The organism is Nocardioides sp. NPDC127503, from assembly GCF_040302165.1.
Taxonomy (GTDB): domain Bacteria; phylum Actinomycetota; class Actinomycetes; order Propionibacteriales; family Nocardioidaceae; genus Nocardioides.
Map to the genome: position 1 here is coordinate 101,489 of NZ_JBEORH010000015.1, position 15,774 is coordinate 117,262.

15 protein-coding genes and 1 tRNA gene are annotated in these 15,774 nt (G+C 68.2%); 13 read left to right on the plus strand and 3 right to left on the minus strand.

Annotated elements, in window-relative coordinates:
• The first annotated feature begins 121 nt into the window (after positions 1–121).
• The gene (locus ABTW65_RS26930; RefSeq protein WP_350665916.1) at positions 122–868 is read left to right on the plus strand and encodes a hypothetical protein; all 747 of its coding nucleotides are present in this window, start codon (positions 122–124) and stop codon (positions 866–868) included.
• A 520-nt stretch (positions 869–1,388) separates the two neighbouring features.
• On the opposite strand, the gene ABTW65_RS26935 is transcribed toward ABTW65_RS26930, so the two are convergent.
• Entirely contained in the window at positions 1,389–2,339 is a 951-nt protein-coding gene (locus ABTW65_RS26935) for a 5'-nucleotidase (protein WP_350665917.1), read from the minus strand.
• Positions 2,340–2,419: 80 nt separating this feature from the next.
• On the opposite strand from ABTW65_RS26935, the gene ABTW65_RS26940 reads away from it, so the two are divergent.
• Entirely contained in the window at positions 2,420–2,875 is a 456-nt protein-coding gene (locus ABTW65_RS26940) for a low affinity iron permease family protein (RefSeq protein ID WP_350665919.1), read from the plus strand.
• Between the two features lie 84 nt (positions 2,876–2,959).
• Positions 2,960–3,032 (plus strand) — tRNA-Pro (locus tag ABTW65_RS26945).
• An 8-nt stretch (positions 3,033–3,040) separates the two neighbouring features.
• Here the strand turns inward: ABTW65_RS26945 and ABTW65_RS26950 are convergent.
• A complete protein-coding gene (locus ABTW65_RS26950; RefSeq protein WP_350665921.1) occupies positions 3,041–3,514 on the minus strand; it encodes a PNPOx family protein in 474 nt (157 codons plus the stop codon).
• Positions 3,515–3,605: 91 nt separating this feature from the next.
• Here ABTW65_RS26950 and ABTW65_RS26955 point away from each other — a divergent pair, with 91 nt between their 5' ends.
• From ABTW65_RS26955 to acs, 7 genes are all read left to right on the plus strand, one after another.
• On the plus strand, positions 3,606–4,721 hold the full coding sequence (locus tag ABTW65_RS26955; RefSeq protein ID WP_350665923.1) for a sensor histidine kinase: 1,116 nt from the start codon (positions 3,606–3,608) through the stop codon (positions 4,719–4,721).
• Positions 4,718–5,491, plus strand: coding sequence for a LytR/AlgR family response regulator transcription factor (locus ABTW65_RS26960; RefSeq protein WP_350665925.1), 774 nt, complete (start codon positions 4,718–4,720; stop codon positions 5,489–5,491). Before ABTW65_RS26955 ends, ABTW65_RS26960 begins: the two co-directional genes overlap by 4 nt.
• 23 nt (positions 5,492–5,514) lie before the next feature.
• Complete coding sequence (locus tag ABTW65_RS26965; RefSeq protein WP_350665926.1) at positions 5,515–5,883, plus strand: DUF485 domain-containing protein; 369 nt, start codon at positions 5,515–5,517, stop codon at positions 5,881–5,883.
• A complete protein-coding gene (locus tag ABTW65_RS26970; RefSeq protein WP_350665928.1) occupies positions 5,880–7,421 on the plus strand; it encodes a sodium/solute symporter in 1,542 nt (513 codons plus the stop codon). The genes ABTW65_RS26965 and ABTW65_RS26970 overlap by 4 nt, the downstream gene beginning before the upstream one ends.
• A gap of 186 nt (positions 7,422–7,607) precedes the next feature.
• A complete protein-coding gene (locus tag ABTW65_RS26975; protein WP_350665930.1) occupies positions 7,608–7,958 on the plus strand; it encodes a DUF485 domain-containing protein in 351 nt (116 codons plus the stop codon).
• A complete protein-coding gene (locus tag ABTW65_RS26980) occupies positions 7,958–9,577 on the plus strand; it encodes a monocarboxylic acid transporter (protein ID WP_350665932.1) in 1,620 nt (539 codons plus the stop codon). The genes ABTW65_RS26975 and ABTW65_RS26980 overlap by 1 nt, the downstream gene beginning before the upstream one ends.
• A gap of 112 nt (positions 9,578–9,689) precedes the next feature.
• Positions 9,690–11,660 carry an acetate--CoA ligase gene (gene acs / locus ABTW65_RS26985; protein ID WP_350665934.1) on the plus strand — a complete coding sequence of 657 codons (1,971 nt, stop codon included), beginning with the start codon at positions 9,690–9,692 and terminating at the stop codon, positions 11,658–11,660.
• 64 nt (positions 11,661–11,724) lie between these two features.
• Here acs and ABTW65_RS26990 read toward each other — a convergent pair whose 3' ends face one another.
• Complete coding sequence (locus ABTW65_RS26990) at positions 11,725–12,291, minus strand: C40 family peptidase (protein WP_350665936.1); 567 nt, start codon at positions 12,289–12,291, stop codon at positions 11,725–11,727.
• A gap of 469 nt (positions 12,292–12,760) precedes the next feature.
• Here ABTW65_RS26990 and nhaA point away from each other — a divergent pair, with 469 nt between their 5' ends.
• From nhaA to ABTW65_RS27005, 3 genes are all read left to right on the plus strand, one after another.
• On the plus strand, positions 12,761–14,059 hold the full coding sequence (nhaA, locus tag ABTW65_RS26995) for a Na+/H+ antiporter NhaA (protein WP_350665938.1): 1,299 nt from the start codon (positions 12,761–12,763) through the stop codon (positions 14,057–14,059).
• Between the two features lie 42 nt (positions 14,060–14,101).
• Positions 14,102–14,509 (plus strand): phage holin family protein, encoded by a 408-nt coding sequence (locus ABTW65_RS27000; protein ID WP_350665940.1) that lies wholly within the window; start codon positions 14,102–14,104, stop codon positions 14,507–14,509.
• Between the two features lie 167 nt (positions 14,510–14,676).
• Positions 14,677–15,609, plus strand: coding sequence for a type IV toxin-antitoxin system AbiEi family antitoxin (locus tag ABTW65_RS27005; RefSeq protein ID WP_350665942.1), 933 nt, complete (start codon positions 14,677–14,679; stop codon positions 15,607–15,609).
• The last annotated feature ends 165 nt before the right edge of the window (positions 15,610–15,774 follow it).

The following is a 15,774-nucleotide window of genomic DNA, read 5'->3' on the forward strand; positions in this document are numbered from 1 at the left end:
TAGGCCTACGCCAGCAAGCCGCACGCTGAAGCCCCAGAAACCGACAGTCGCACCCGGATCGCTGATCGGTTCCGGCGGCCAAGGCACTGTGCTGGATGTGCCTGGGCACCCCGATCTCGCCATGAAGATCTTCACCCAACCGATAGACCGGGCGGCGACCGCATTCGACCTGGTGCGGCGCCGTGGGCAGGAAGTGATCAGGGCACTGGGCACCGATGACTTCGTGCTCTGCTTCCCCAGCGCAGCCCGCGGCAAGGGCGACCAGCTGACTGGATACGTGATGCCGAAGGTCCCGCCCGAGTTCTACTTCGATGTTGTGACGCATGGTGGCACGACGCGACGCAAGGAGCGCGCCCTCTCCTGGGCCGTGGCGCAGGTCCAGGCCTTCACGGTCCCGTTCACGGTCACGGACTCCGAACGACTGGAGTTGGTCAAGCTGATCGCGCGGTGGCTGAGAACCATGCACGACCACGACCTGGTCTACGGCGATCTCTCGTGGGCGAACCTGGCATTCAGCATCAACCAGAAGCCTCGCCTCGCGGTGTTCGACTTCGATCAAACGAGGGTTGTGGGACAACGATCATTCACGGGAATGCGACCTGCCCATACGGTCGACTGGGACGATCCCCTTGCCCCGGACATCCCCGTGAACCCTGACACCGATCGTTACAAGTTCGCGCTGTTGGCGTACCGGATGCTGGTCTCGAAGGATCTGCACAGTCTCATCGACACAGACGCGGTCGGAGATACCGTCGCCGCCTTGGACGCCGGCCAAGTCGCTCGCGTGCGGTCGCTCTGGCTGCGCGCTTCCGGCCCATGGGGTACACGCCCGAGCCTTTCCGAGTGGGTCGATGCGCTGGGCGCATAACCGCGTCAGACAGCTCGGACGTACGTGTGGAGACAATCCGCGGTGCCGCTGGCGCCGAGGGGATCGGCAATCGCTATCCCGACCCCGTCGCACATGGTGATACTTCTCGGAACTTGGTAGGGGATCCCGAGACAGGTCTCTGCCCCCTACCCAAGCCACTCCGCAACACCTGCGCGCCCGCGCGAGATGAACCTCAGGCGACGGTGGCGTGAAACGTACGCCGACGGCGCGTCAGGCCGCTCCGAACAGGCCGGTCAGGCCGGTCCTCCGGGCGGGGCCGGAGCGCCCGCTCTCCCACGCGTATCCACACCTGCAGCACATCAGCCGCCGGCGGCCCCCCGCCGAACGCGAGAGAACCCGGATCTCCTCGTCTTCGGTGCACTTGGCACACATAGCCGAAGTCATCGAGTGAACTCCTCGCACTTCTCAAGTGAACAGAATCTGTACAACTCCGCCCAGGGTGACATATGCCAGGGTCCATCCACCAGATGACAACCTCCTGTGGACGAACTGTAAAGCGCTATTGACCAGCGGGAACGTCGTCGGCGTTAGCCACGCCATAGGGGATGTGGACCCCGGCGATCGACCCGACCGCCTCGTCCAGGTGGGTCGTCTGGTCGTCGAAGAAGATCAGCGGGCGGAGCACCTCGAGCACTCGCACCTTCTCCACGCCACCGAGGAAGAAGGCCTCGTTGACGTAGACGTCCCAGGACTGAAGCGACCGGATCGCCCGCTCGTGGGCCGGGGCGCCGCGGGCGGTGACGAGCGCGATCCGCAGCCGTGGCTCGTAGCCGGGATCCTCCAGGCGGCGCTGCTCCTCGATCTGCTGGATCCGGTTGAGGTCGCGCAGCAGCGGCTGCAGCGGCCCGGGCTCGAGCGGCTCGGTCTTCCGGCTCGCCTCATAGGCCCGGTACTTCTCGATCCCCTCCTCGCGGAAGACCCGCTCGGAGCCGTCGTCGGCGAGCACACCGTCGAAGTCGAAGGCGACGACGACGGAGCGGTCGGTCTCGTCGTACGTCGCCGCCGACGGCAGCACGTGACCGGCCGGGAATCCCTCGCGGCTGGCCGCGATGACGTCCTCGCGGTTGCCACTGAGGAACAGCGACATCCCGAGAGCACCGATGTAGGGGTGGGGCGAGCGGCCCTGGGTGAAGACCGCACGCGTCATCGGCAGGCCGTGGTGCTCGATCGAGCGCATCACCCGCAGTCCGGTGTTGGGGTCGTTGCGCGAGACCACGATGACCTCGACGAGACCGTCGTCGGCGTCGGGCGCCAGGTCGTTGAGGCTCAGCAGCCGCTTGATGAACGGGTACGCGACGCCAGGCCTGAGCGGGTCGTCGATGCGCTCGTCCTGGTAGCGGCGATAGGCCTTCTCACCGTGTTCACGGAAGTAGGCATCCGACTCGGTGAGGTCGAAGAGCGCGCTCGACGCGATCCCGACGACCAACCGGTCCCTCAGCTCGTATCCCACGCTGTGCAACCTACCGCTCACCCGTTCGGGTATGAGGCGAGCTGAATCGGGTACCGGGGCCGTCGGTAGAGGAGGTAGCCATGCAGACGAGAGATCGCGAGCACCACTCCGGCCGCTCGGGAAGCTCGAACAACTCGGACGACCAGAAGACCATGCCGTCGCAGGTCGGGAACCACATCGGGGTGTTCGACCGTTTCGCCACCCATGCCAGCAACTTCGTGTCGCGGGCGTGGTTCTTCGTGATGTGCGTGCTGCTGGTGGTGATCTGGGCGCCGTCGTTCCTCGTGCTGCCCGACATCGACACCTGGCAACTGATCATCAACACGGCCACCACGATCGTCACGTTCCTGCTGGTTGCACTCCTGCAGAACACCCAGAAGCGAGCCGACGACGCCGTTCAGCACAAGCTCAACGCCATCGCCGAAGGGCTCTCCGCGATGATGGAACGGATGGCCCGCGACCATCCTGACCTGCGCGACGACCGCGACGAACTGCGCCAGGCCGTCGGCCTGGAGGAACGGGAAAGCGCGGAATAGAGCCGAAAATGGTGTGCGCCGCGGATGCCGGGCTGGCTACCGTGGGCGACATGCAGCAGCGACCGCGCCCGTGAAGACACTGCACGGGTTGTGGGGAAGCGGCCATCCCTCCTGGTTTGGGACCAGGCGATCGCGGGTTCGAGTCCCGCCAACCCGACGACTAGATCAGTCCGCGTTGGTGACGCGGAGGAACTCCTGGACGTCGAAGACGGCGCGTACGACGCCGGCGGCCTTCGGGAGCAGCGGCGCGACCTCGGCGTACGGGACGACGCGCGGGTCGGTGACCCGGTGGTCGACGCCGTCGTAGACGATCGTGGCCGAGTGGGCGGCCAGGACGTTCTGGGCCCAGTCGACCTTCGAGGTGTAGGGCAGGTTGATGACGAAGCCGTCTGGGGTCGGGATCGGCGTGATCGGGGTGGCGTACTCCCGGCCGCTCGCGCGGCCGACGTGGAGGACGACGCCGTTGGCGGCGCCCTTCATCCCGGCGGTCTTCAGAGCCTCGGAGGCGAACCGCTTCGAGAAGGCGCGGATGCGGTCCTGCAGCCAGGGCGACTTGTTGCGCATGCCGATCACGAAGGCGGCGCCCGCGCCCGCTACGCCGACGGCCAGCAGACCCGGGATCACTCGACTCAATCGCATGCCGCAAACCTACCTCGCGGCCCTGCGGCGGCCCGGGTGACAGATAGCGTGGGCGCCGTCACAATTGTTTGATCGGAAGAGAGGAGTGCGGATGCGGCGCTGGCTGCGCTCTCCCTTGGGCACCCACCTGGGTACAGAAGCCGATCGGGCGACCTTCCGCACCCTCCACAACGCATCGCTGGCGAGCCCTGCGCTGCGCGGCGGTCTGACCGTCGACAGCGCCGAGCGCGCCGCCCCGCACCTGCAGGCGCTGCTGGCCGCCCCCGCGCTCGCGATCACCGACACCGACGGCCTGCTCGCCTGGGAAGGCATCGGCACCCACCACCAGGAGCACGTGACCAAGCTGGCCGAGGGGACGCTGGAGCGCGGCGCGACCCGGTTCTACGACCGGGTCGACCTCGAGTGCGGCCAGGCGGGCTGCCCGCTGCACTCCGCCGTGGTCAGCCCGCTGGTCGTCGACGACCACCTGGTCGGCACGCTGCAGGCGTACGCCCCGGACACCTCGGCGATGATGGTCCGCGCCACCGACGAGGTCGCGACCTGGGTCTCCGGTCAGCTCGAGCTGGCCGAGCTCGATGCGTCGCGGCGGCGCCTGATGGAGGCCGAGGTGCGCGCACTACGCGCTCAGATCAGCCCCCACTTCATCTACAACTCGCTGGGCGCGATCGCCAGCTTCGTACGCACCGATCCCGAGCGTGCCCGCGAGCTGTTGCTGGAGTTCGCGGACTTCACGCGCTACTCCTTCCGCACTCACGGCGAATACACGACGCTGTCCGAGGAGCTCCGCTCCGTGGAGCGCTATCTCCTGCTGGAGCAGGCCCGGTTCGGTGAGCGGCTCAGCGTGCGGCTCTCGGTCGCGCCCGAGGTGCTGCCGATCGCGGTGCCGTTCCTGTGCCTGCAGCCGCTGGTCGAGAATGCCGTACGCCACGGCCTGGCCGACGCGCAGACCGGCCACATCTCCATCCGGGCCGCCGACAGCGGCACCGAGTGCGTGATCGAGGTCGAGGACGATGGCGCCGGCGAAGACCCAGAGAAGGTGCGCAACGCGCTGGCCGGCGGCAACGACTCCGTCGGGCTCGGCAACGTCGACGCCCGCCTCCGCAACGCCTACGGCGACGACTACGGCCTGGTGGTCGAGACCGCGCCGGGCGCCGGCACGAAGGTCATCCTCAGAATCCCGAAGTTCGCCCCAGGAGTGCACACATGAGCGGCCGTACGACGCAGGCGTTCGCCGCCCGCCAGGGAGCGCCCGGTGGCCGGCTGAGGATCCTGGTCGTCGACGACGAGCCGCCGGCGGCCGACGAGCTCTCCTACCTGCTCACCCAGGACGCGCGGGTGGCGGAAGTGCGCACCTGCCTGAACGCGACCGACGGGCTGCAGCAGCTGCAGGGGTCGGGAGTGGACGCGGTCTTCCTCGACATCCAGATGCCCGGCCTGAACGGGCTCGAGCTGGCCCGGCTGTTGGCGCGGTTCAAGACGCCGCCGGCGGTCGTGTTCGTGACCGCTCACGAGGAGCATGCGCTGGAGGCGTTCGACCTGCGCGCGGTCGACTACGTGCTCAAGCCGGTGCGCGCCGAGCGGCTGGCGGAGACCGTCACCCGGCTGATGGGCAGCATGCCGGAGGAGGAGCCGAGCGGCGACGTACAGATCCCGGTCGAGCTCGGTGGCGTCACGCGCTTCGTGTGGCGCTCCCAGATCACCCACGTGGAGGCGCAGGGCGACTACGCCCGGCTGCACACCGCCGACGCCTCCCACCTGGTGCGGGTCCCGCTGACCCAGCTGGAGCAGGAGTGGGCCTCGGCCCGGTTCGTACGCATCCACCGCTCCCTCCTCGTCAACCTCGCCCACGTGACCGAGGTGCGTTCGGAGGCCGGGCGCTGCTCGGTCGTCGTCGGCGGCCCCTCCCGCGGCACCGAGCTGCAGGTCAGCCGCCGGCACACGCGCCAGCTCAAGGACCTGCTCGCCCGACGCTCATGATCCCCTCCTGACAGCAGAGCCCAATGACAGAACCACAGCGCGTACGCGTCACCGGACCGCCCCGACGACGCCCGGCGGTCCGTCGGGTCGACGTCGACGAGGACACCCGTCTCGGCGAGATCTATCTCGGCTCGCTGATGCGCGCCCAGTTCTCGATCGCCCTCCGCACCCTGGCGGTGCTCTTCCTCGGCGTCGGCTCGCTCCCGCTGCTGTTCTGGCTGGCTCCGGGCCTGGTGCGCACCGCGCCGTTCGGCGTACCGCTCCCCTGGCTGCTCCTCGGGGTGCTGGTCTATCCGTTCCTGTTCCTCCTCGGCCGCTGGTATCTGCGCGGCGCGGAGCGCAACGAGGCCAGCTATGCCGACCTGCTCCGCTCGGACGACGAGACACCATGACCCTCGAGTCCGCCCCGGCGATCGTCGCGGTCACCCTGGTCACCCTGGCGACGCTGACCATCGGCACCTGGGGACTGCGGTTCAGCCGGACCACGAGCGACTTCTACGTCGCCTCTCGGTCGGTGCGTCCCGGCCTCAACGCCAGCGCGATCGGCGGCGAGTATCTCTCCGCCGCCTCCTTCCTCGGCGTCGCCGGTCTGGTGTTCACCTCCGGTGCGGAGATGCTCTGGTATCCGATCGGCTGGACCGCCGGCTATCTCGTGCTGCTGACCCTGGTCGCGGCCCCTTTGCGCAGGTCAGGGGCGTACACGCTGCCCGACTTCGCCGAGGAACGACTCGCCTCCACCGGGGTGCGGCGGCTCTGCTCGCTGCTGGTCGTGAGCATCGGCTGGCTCTATCTGCTGCCCCAGTTGCAGGGCGCCGGGCTGACCCTGGAGCTGGTCGCGGGCGCGCCACGCTGGGTGGGACCGGTGCTGGTCGGCATGGTGGTGCTGGTCAGCGTCTTCTCGGGCGGGATGCGCTCGATCACGTTCGTGCAGGCCTTCCAGTACTGGCTCAAGCTGACCGCGCTGCTGGTGCCGGTCGGTGTGCTGGTCGCGGTCTGGGGCGCCGACGGCGCGCCCCGCGCGACCGACCTCAGCCAGGCCTGGTCGCTGCCGATGGGCACCGACACCTCCACCGGCCTCTACGCCACCTACTCGCTGATCGCGGCGACGTTCCTCGGCACGATGGGCCTGCCGCACGTGGGCGTCCGCTTCTACACCAACCCCGACGGCCGCGCGGCCCGCCGCACGACTCTCGTCGTGCTCGCCCTTCTTGGCGTCTTCTACCTGCTGCCGCCGATCCTCGGCCTCCTCGGACGCGTGTACGCAGCCACGCCCGCCTCCGCCGACACCCTGGTGCTCGAGCTGCCCCGGCTGATGGTCCCCGGTTGGGCGGGTGACGCCCTGACCGGGCTGGTCTGCGCGGGCGCGTTCGCGGCGTTCCTGTCGACCTCGTCGGGCCTGGCGATCGCCGTCTCCGGCGTGCTCTCCCAGGACGTGGTCGTGCCGCTGCTGCGCCGTCGAGGCAGCCGGTTCGGCGGTGTCGCCGCCTTCCGGATCGCCTCTCTGGTCGCCGTCATCGTCCCGGTCGCCGGCGCCCTGCTGACCCCCAGCGTCGGTGTCGCCCGCGGGGTCGCGCTGGCCTTCGCGCTCGCCGCCGCCACCTTCTGCCCGCTCCTCCTGCTCGGCATCTGGTGGCGACGGCTGACCGCCTACGGCGCCGCAACCGGGCTGGTCACCGGCCTGGTCACCACGGGGTCGGCAGTGGTGTTCACGATCAGTGGGTCGCGTACGGGCACCTGGGCGGATGTCGCGCTCACCCAGCCGGCGCTGTGGGCGGTGCCGCTCTCCTTCGCCGTCATGATCGTCGTCAGCCTCGCCTCCGCCTCTCACGTCCCGGCCCACACCACCCGGCTGCTGGTCCGCCTGCACTCCCCTGAGCCGGTGACCGAGCCGGCGGTGTCGTCCATGAAGAAGGCCTTGCAGGAGCGCTGACCGGCCCGCGGCAGACGCCATTCAGCGTACGAAATCGACCGCTCGTCGCGCGACGACGCCGTCTACCGAGGGACCGGGCGTTACCCCGCGACGGGCGGTCCGACCGGCCCCTAATGTGACTGCGATCACACGCTGTCCGTCCTCCACCCCCACGGAAGGCGGCCTCGTCAACGAAAGGGTTCGACCGTGAGCGAAGAAGCGCACGACCAAGCCCACCGACACGACCCGGTCTACGACAGATTGCACGCCACGGCAGAGTTTCGCGCTCTGCGGTCGGCGTACCGGAAGTTCGTATTCCCGGCCACGGTGGCCTTCCTGGTTTGGTACCTCCTCTACGTCTTCTGCTCCAACTGGGCGGAGGACTTCATGAACACCAAGCTCATCGGCAACATCAACGTCGCGCTGGTCTTCGGGCTCCTGCAGTTCGCGACCACGTTCGGCATCGCCTACCTCTACGCCAACTACTCCAACAAGCACCTCGACCCGCTGGCTCGGAAGCTGGATGAGGAATACGAGATCGAGAAGAGGCAGCTCTGATGGACGGCAGCCAGATCCTCACCACGGTCCTCTTCCTCGCGGTCGTCGCGGTCACGATCGGCATCACCTTCTGGGCGAGCCGGCAGACGAAGACCGCGGCCGACTACTACGCCGGCGGCCGCGGCTTCTCCGGTTTCCAGAACGGTCTCGCCATCGGCGGCGACTACATGTCGGCGGCGTCGTTCCTCGGCATCTCAGGCGCCATCGCCCTGTCCGGCTACGACGGGTTCCTCTACTCGATCGGCTTCCTCGTCGCCTGGCTGGTGGCGCTGCTGCTGGTCGCGGAGGTGCTGCGTAACTCCGGTCGCTACACGATGGCCGACCAGCTGGCGTACCGGATGAAGCAGCGCCCGGTCCGCCTGGCGGCCGCGACCTCCACAGTGGTCGTGAGCATCTTCTACCTGCTGGCCCAGATGGTCGGTGCGGGCGCCCTGGTGGCCCTGCTGCTCGGCGTCGAGGACCAGCTCGTCAAGAACATCGTGATCCTGTTCGTCGGTGCGCTGATGATCTTCTACGTCACCGTCGGCGGGATGAAGGGCACCACCTGGGTCCAGATCGTCAAGGCCGTCCTGCTGATGACCGGCTCGGCGCTGATCGTGATCCTGGTGCTCGCCCAGTTCGGCTTCAACCTCTCCGAGCTGCTCGGCTCCGCGGCCGACGCCTCGGGCAAGGGCGACGCCTTCCTCCAGCCCGGACTGAAGTACGGCCTGAGCTTCACCAGCGAGCTGGACTTCGTCTCGCTCGGGCTCGCCCTGGTGCTCGGCACCGCCGGCCTGCCGCACATCCTGATCCGCTTCTACACCGTCCCGACCTCGGCGGATGCCCGCAAGTCGGTGCTGTGGGCGATCGCCCTGATCGGCGTCTTCTACCTGTTCACCCTGGTCCTGGGCTTCGGTGCGGCCGCTCTGGTCGACCCGACCACCCTGGACAAGGCCGGCAACCTGGCGGCACCACTGCTCGCCCAGGAGGTCGGTGGCGGTGAAGGCTCCATCGGTGGCGCCGTACTGCTGGCACTCATCGCCGCGGTCGCCTTCGCCACGATCCTCGCCGTGGTCGCGGGTCTGACGTTGACCTCCTCGGTCTCCGTCGCCCACGACATCTACAACTCGGTGATCAAGCGTGGCAAGGCCACCGAGAAGGAGGAGATGAAGGTCTCTCGCTGGGCCGCGGCGGGCATCGGCCTGGTCGCGATCCTGCTGGCCATCCCAGCGCAGTCGTTGAACATCGCGTTCCTGGTGGCACTGGCCTTCGCGGTCGCCGCCTCGGCGAACCTGCCGGCAATCATCTACAACATGTTCTGGGCGCGGTTCAACACCCGTGGTGCGGTGTGGTCGATCTACGGCGGCCTGATCTCCTGTGTCGGTCTGGTCTTCTTCTCGCCGGTCGTCTCCGGCAAGGTCGACCCGGCCACCGGCGACAGCCTCTCGCTGTTCCCGGCCGGCATCGACTTCTCCTGGTTCCCCCTGGAGAACCCCGGCATCATCTCCATCCCGCTCGGATTCTTCCTGGGCTGGCTGGGCACGGTGACGTCGAAGGAGCCGGAGACCGCTGAGCGTTACGTCGAGCTCGAGGTGCGCGCCCTCACCGGCGCCGGCTCGGAGAAGGCGATCACGCACTGATCCCTCACGGCGGGCCGTCGTACACGTGGTGTTGTACGACGGCCCGCCATCATTCTTTCCCCCGCACTACCCTGTGGCTTGAGCCACACATTTTTCGTACGTAGGAGTCACTGTGAGCGACGAGACCCTGTCCAACCTGCTGCACGAGAAGCGCCGGTTCGAGCCGCCTGCCGAGCTCGCCGCCGCTGCCAACGTCAAGGCCGATGCGTACGACGCCGCTGCTGCGGATCGCGACGCGTTCTGGGCGGCCGCCGCGGAACGGCTCACCTGGTCCAAGCCGTTCGATCGCGTCCTGAACTGGGACAACCCGCCGTTCGCGAAGTGGTACGAGGGTGGCGAGATCAACGTCGCCTACAACGCCGTCGACCGCCACGTCGAGGCCGGGCTCGGCGACCGGGTCGCGATCCACTGGGTCGGCGAGCCTGCCGACGACAAGCGCACCATCACCTATGCCGAGCTCAAGGACGAGGTCTCCCGGGCCGCGAACGCCTTCGAGGCCCTCGGGGTCGGCAAGGGCGACCGGGTGGCGATCTACATGCCGATGATCCCCGAGGCCGTCATCGCGATGCTGGCCTGCGCGCGGATCGGCGCGATCCACACCGTCATCTTCGGTGGCTTCTCCGCCGACGCTCTCGCGACCCGCGTCGTCGACTGCGGCGCGAAGCTGATCGTCACCTCGGACGGCGGCTATCGCCGTGGCGCGCCCTCGGCGCTCAAGCCCGCCGTGGACGAGGCGGTCACGAAGGTCGAGGCGACTCAGCCCGGCCTGGTCGAGAACGTACTCGTGGTCAAGCGCACCGGGCAGGACGTCGACTGGAACGACTCGGTCGACAAGTGGTGGTCGGATGCCGTCTCGTCGGCGTCGACCGAGCACACTCCAGTGGCGCACGACGCCGAGCACCCGCTCTTCGTCATGTACACGAGCGGGACCACCGGGAAGCCGAAGGGCATCCTGCACACCACCGGCGGCTACCTCACCCAGGCGGCGTTCACGCACTGGGAGGTCTTCGACCTCAAGCCCGAGACCGACGTCTACTGGTGCACCGCCGACATCGGCTGGATCACCGGCCACTCCTACATCGTCTACGGGCCGCTGGCCAACGGCGCCACCCAGGTGCTCTACGAAGGCACCCCGGACTACCCGGAGAAGGGTCGCTGGTGGCAGATCATCGAGGAGTACGGCGTCACGATCTTCTACACCGCGCCGACCGCGATCCGGACGTTCATGAAGCAGGGGCGCGCGATCCCGGACGGCCGCGACCTCTCCTCGGTCCGCCTGCTCGGGTCCGTCGGTGAGCCGATCAACCCCGAGGCCTACATCTGGTACCGCGACGTCATCGGTGGCTCCTCGGTGCCCGTGGTCGACACCTGGTGGCAGACCGAGACCGGCGCGATCATGATCTCGCCGCTCCCCGGGGTCACCCACGGGAAGCCGGGCTCGGCGATGAAGGCCCTGCCGGGCGTGGGCGCCGACGTGGTCGACGACAACGGCGTCTCCGTCCCGAACGGTGCCGGTGGCTACCTCGTGCTGACCCAGCCGTGGCCGTCGATGCTGCGTACGATCTGGGGCGACGACCAGCGCTACATCGACACCTACTGGGCGCGATTCAAGGACCAAGGGTTCTACTTCGCCGGCGACGGCGCGAAGAAGGACGAGGACGGTGACGTCTGGGTCCTGGGCCGCGTCGACGACGTGATGAACGTGTCCGGACACCGGCTCTCCACGACCGAGATCGAGTCGGCGCTGGTCTCGCACCCCTACGTCGCCGAGGCTGCGGTCGTCGGCGCGACCGACCCCGACACGGGGCAGGCCGTGGTGGCGTACGTCATCCTGCGCGACGGGTCGCCTGAGGACTGCCACAAGGAGCTCTCCGACCACGTCCGCAAGGAGATCGGCCCGATCGCCAAGCCGCGGCAGATCATGATCGTGCCCGAGCTGCCCAAGACGCGCTCGGGGAAGATCATGCGGCGGCTGCTCCGCGACCTCGCCGAGGGTCGCGGCGTCGGCGACACCACGACGCTGGCCGACCAGACGATCATGGACCTCATCGCTGCCGGGAAGACGACCGCCACGGACGAGTGATCACGCTCGGCACGCGCAGCGGCCCGGTCGCCCTTCGCGGGGCGGCCGGGCCGCTGCGTACGTTCTAGTGCTTCACCCGGCGGATGAAGTGGCTGTCGGTCCAGATCGGGTCCTTCTTGACGGTCTCACCGGACCTGGGCGCGTGCCAGACCCAGCGGCGGCCGTCGTGCTTCCCGGCGTAGATGCCGACGTGGTAGACACCGCCGCTGCCGTAGAAGAAGACCAGGTCGCCCTTGCGCGGCTTCTTGACCTTGAAGGTGTGGCTGACCTGGGCCGATGAGCTGTGCGGCAGCTTGCGGCCGAGCTTCTTGTAGACCCATTGGGTCAAGCCCGAGCAGTCGTAGGCGTGGGGGCCGTTGCCGCCGTAGGAGTAGGGGTCGCCGGCCTGGCTCTTGACGCGGCGCAGCGCTCGCAGCCCGCGCGACTTCTTCTTCTTTTTCTTGGTGGTGTGGGTGCTCGTCTGAGCGCTCGTGTTGGCGCTGGTCTGGGCACTTGCGCCCGGCGGGGAAGCTGCCGTGGCGGACTGGTTGGGAGCAGCGACGAGCGCGAGACCGACCACAAGGGCGGTCGCGAGGCCGACGGTCGTCGTTCTGTAGGCGCGCGAAAGCGCACGGACACACGATCCGGTCATTCGAGGTTCCCCTGTTGCAGCGACGCCTGCGAAGGTTCACCTGTCGGATTCGGGCTGCTGTTGCCCGGGCGCTGGTCTCACCTACGCCTTCACCCCAAGCCGGTCTGCCTTGTCTCTGGCTCCCGGCGTACTGCTTGGCTCCCCCGTGCCCGCCACCGTGGTCGGATCGACTCTCCTCCGGTTGTGACGGGCCTCGGCGCGACCGGAGCGGCCCCACCGTTCGGTGAGGGCTGACCTCACTATGCAACGGAACCCGGTGCATGATGGGGTATTTGTGCAGCAACTCACTCTCTATTTGATTTGTTTGTCGGCGTTTTCTTCGGTTTGTGTCTGTTAACTGGTAGCGATGGCATCGACCTTGATCACCCCTCGGACTTCGGCGAACGCGCTTGCTAGGGTCGTCGTCAGGTGTGCCGGGAAGTCTGGTCGGCGTGAGTTCATCGACCCCTGAGCCCCTGGAGGCCCACTCGTGACCGACACCCGCAACCGCCTCTTCACCCGCGGCTCCTGGCTGGAGACCTCACGGACGGCCGAGATCCTGCGAGCCGAGACGACGGGCGGCGTACTCCTCATCATCGCCGCGATCATCGCGGTCATCCTGGCCAACAGCCCCTGGCAGGATGCGTACGAGGCGCTCCGCGACTTCCGGGTCGGACCTGAGTCGCTTCATCTCGACCTGACCATCGGGGCCTGGGCGGCCGACGGCCTGCTCGCGATCTTCTTCTTCGTCGCCGGCCTGGAGCTCAAGCGTGAGTTCGTCTCCGGCGACCTGCGTGACCCACGACGGGCCGCCTTGCCGATCGCGGCCGCGGTCGGCGGGATGGTCGCCCCGGCGCTGGTCTATGTCGTCGTCAACGTGATCGGCGGCGGGTCGCTGGCCGGCTGGGCGACCCCGGTGGCCACCGACATCGCCTTCGCGGTCGCGATCCTGGCGGTCATCTCGACTCACCTGCCCGCAGGGCTGCGTACGTTCCTGCTGACTCTCGCCGTCGTCGACGACCTGCTCGGCATCATCATCATCGCGATCTTCTTCACCTCGGAGCTCCACATCGGCTACCTGCTGTTGGCGCTCGTCCCGATCGGGCTCTTCGCGGTGCTCGTCCAGCGCCGCATTCGCAGCCCCTGGCTGCTCCTCCCGCTCGCCGCGATCGCCTGGGCTCTCGTGCACGCCAGTGGCGTCCACGCCACCGTCGCGGGCGTGCTGCTCGGGTTCACCGTGCCGGTGATCGCTCGCAACCCTGAGGCCAAGCGCGGCCTCGCCGAGCACTTCGAGCACCTGGTCCGGCCGGTCTCGGCCGGCGTCGCGGTGCCGATCTTCGCCTTCTTCGCCGCCGGTGTCTCCCTCGGCGGCTGGGACGGGGTGACCAGCGCGCTGCGCGATCCGATCACGCTCGGCATCATCCTCGGCCTGGTGGTCGGCAAGACCATCGGCATCGCCGGCTCGACGTGGCTGCTGGCCCGGTTCACCAAGGCGTCGCTCGACGACGACCTCGCCTGGACCGACGTGATCGGGATGGCGATGCTGGCTGGCATCGGGTTCACGGTGTCGCTGCTGATCGGCGAGCTGGCCTTCCACTCCGATCCCGGCGCCCACGACCACATGAAGGTGGGCGTCTTGTTCGGGTCGGTCCTGGCCGCTGCCTTGGCGACGGTGGTGCTGCGGGCCCGCAACCGGGTCTACCGCCGCATCGAGGAGGTCGAGACTCACGATGCCAACAAGGACGGCGTGCCGGACGTGTTCGAGGATGATCAGGGTCGCGACCGGTAAGGTCGTGGGCGCTCCCCAATACACGTTCAGCGAAGGGTTCCCATGGCAGTCGACATCGTGAAGTCCCCGGGCGGCGAGGACCCGACGATCGGCAAGCTCGTCGTCGACGCCACCCGCGACATCTCCGAGCTCGTCAACAAGGAGATCACGCTCGCCAAACAGGAGCTCAAGGTCTCGGTGACCAACGCCGGCGTCGGCGTCGGTCTCTTCGCCGCAGCCGCGTTCCTGCTGGTCCTCGCCGTGATCATGCTGTCCGTCTCGGCGGCCTACTTCATCCACTGGGCCGGCCTCGGCCTGCACTGGTCCTTCCTCATCGTCTTCGGCTTCTACGTCCTCCTCGCCGCCCTGCTCGGCTTCGTCGGCGTACTCAAGGTGAAGAAGGTCAAGGCCCCCGAGAAGGCGATCGCGCAAGGCAAGGAGATCCCCCGGGCTCTCAAGGGCCAGCGCTGACCCACCCCGCCGAGGCGTCACCCCCGTCGGCCGAGGCGTCACTCCGGTCGGCCGAGGCGTCACGATGACGGGCCAGTTTCCGTCCACAGGGCACGCTGAGTCCGAAGTTATCCACAGCCTCTGAAAAGACGGATGACTTCGTACGCAACCTGTCGCACGCTGCGGCCATGAATCTCTCACTCGTCAAGACCGACAGCCGCCTGCCAGAGCGTCCCTTCACCACGTCCGACATCGAGTCGGTCGCGACCAACCGGTACGCCCTCGCTCAGGCGATCAGCCATGGGGACGTACGCCGCCCTTTCCGGGGTGTCTATCTCGCCGCGCAGGCGGAGGACGATCCGGTGAAGCGCGCCGAGGCGCTCGTGCAGGTGGTGTCCGAGCACCAGGTGATCAGCGACCGAACCGCCGCCTGGGTGCACGGCATCAACACCTTCACCCCGACCGAGATCGCACAGCTTCCGGCCGTGGAGACGTGTGCCCTTCGCGGGCACACCCGCACGCGGCGCCCAGGCACCGATGGCCGATCGCGCGACCTCCTGCCCGAGGACATCGCGGTCATTGGCGGCGTACGTGTGACGACGCCGCTACGCACCGCGCTCGACCTCGGCTGCAACCTGAAGCGGCGAGAGGCGATGGCCGCGCTCAACGAGTTCGCCAGACACCACGGGATCACTCGGGACTCCCTCGACAAGGAGCTGCCCCGTTTTCGCGGGCGCCGCGGTGTCGTCCAGCTTCGCGAACTAGTCCCCCTCCTGAACCGCCGCCTCGAGTCCCAGCGTGAATCGTGGACCTTGCTCGCGATCAGTGACGCCGGCCTCCCTCTTCCCGAGGCACAGGTCTGGGTGGACGTCGAAGGAATCCCGACCTATCGCCTCGACTTCGCCTACCGACTCGCCAAGGTCGCGATCGAGTACGACGGCGAGGACCACGACGACCCCGACCAACGAATCTACGATGAAGAGCGACGAGGCTGGCTGATCGATCACGGCTGGACGATCGTCATCGTGCGGAAGGGCGACTTCACCGGCGATCGTCTCGACGCCTGGCTCCGCGAGATCAAGGACGCCCTGACCCCGACGTACTCCTCCCGCCGCTTCTGATCGAAGCGTCGCCCCCGTCGGCCGAAGCGTCACCCGCGCAAGCCGAGGCGTCACTCCCGTCGGCCGAGTTGGCATCGCGTTGCCAACCAGGGCGAGCGCCCGGGGGAGTGGGGCCCACAGCCAAAAGCCGCCGGCGCCCGACCAGGAGGGAGAGGGTGGGGGGGT

Bases quoted from the DNA above. Each gene is read 5' to 3' on its own strand.
- ABTW65_RS26930 (WP_350665916.1), top strand. From the start codon at position 122: ATGAAGATCTTCACCCAACCGATAGACCGGGCGGCGACCGCATTCGAC.
- ABTW65_RS26940 (WP_350665919.1), top strand. From the start codon at position 2,420: ATGCAGACGAGAGATCGCGAGCACCACTCCGGCCGCTCGGGAAGCTCG.
- ABTW65_RS26950 (WP_350665921.1), bottom strand. From the start codon at position 3,514: ATGCGATTGAGTCGAGTGATCCCGGGTCTGCTGGCCGTCGGCGTAGCG.
- ABTW65_RS26955 (WP_350665923.1), top strand. From the start codon at position 3,606: ATGCGGCGCTGGCTGCGCTCTCCCTTGGGCACCCACCTGGGTACAGAA.
- ABTW65_RS26960 (WP_350665925.1), top strand. From the start codon at position 4,718: ATGAGCGGCCGTACGACGCAGGCGTTCGCCGCCCGCCAGGGAGCGCCC.
- ABTW65_RS26965 (WP_350665926.1), top strand. From the start codon at position 5,515: ATGACAGAACCACAGCGCGTACGCGTCACCGGACCGCCCCGACGACGC.
- ABTW65_RS26970 (WP_350665928.1), top strand. From the start codon at position 5,880: ATGACCCTCGAGTCCGCCCCGGCGATCGTCGCGGTCACCCTGGTCACC.
- ABTW65_RS26980 (WP_350665932.1), top strand. From the start codon at position 7,958: ATGGACGGCAGCCAGATCCTCACCACGGTCCTCTTCCTCGCGGTCGTC.
- ABTW65_RS26990 (WP_350665936.1), bottom strand. From the start codon at position 12,291: ATGACCGGATCGTGTGTCCGTGCGCTTTCGCGCGCCTACAGAACGACG.
- ABTW65_RS27000 (WP_350665940.1), top strand. From the start codon at position 14,102: ATGGCAGTCGACATCGTGAAGTCCCCGGGCGGCGAGGACCCGACGATC.
- ABTW65_RS27005 (WP_350665942.1), top strand. From the start codon at position 14,677: ATGAATCTCTCACTCGTCAAGACCGACAGCCGCCTGCCAGAGCGTCCC.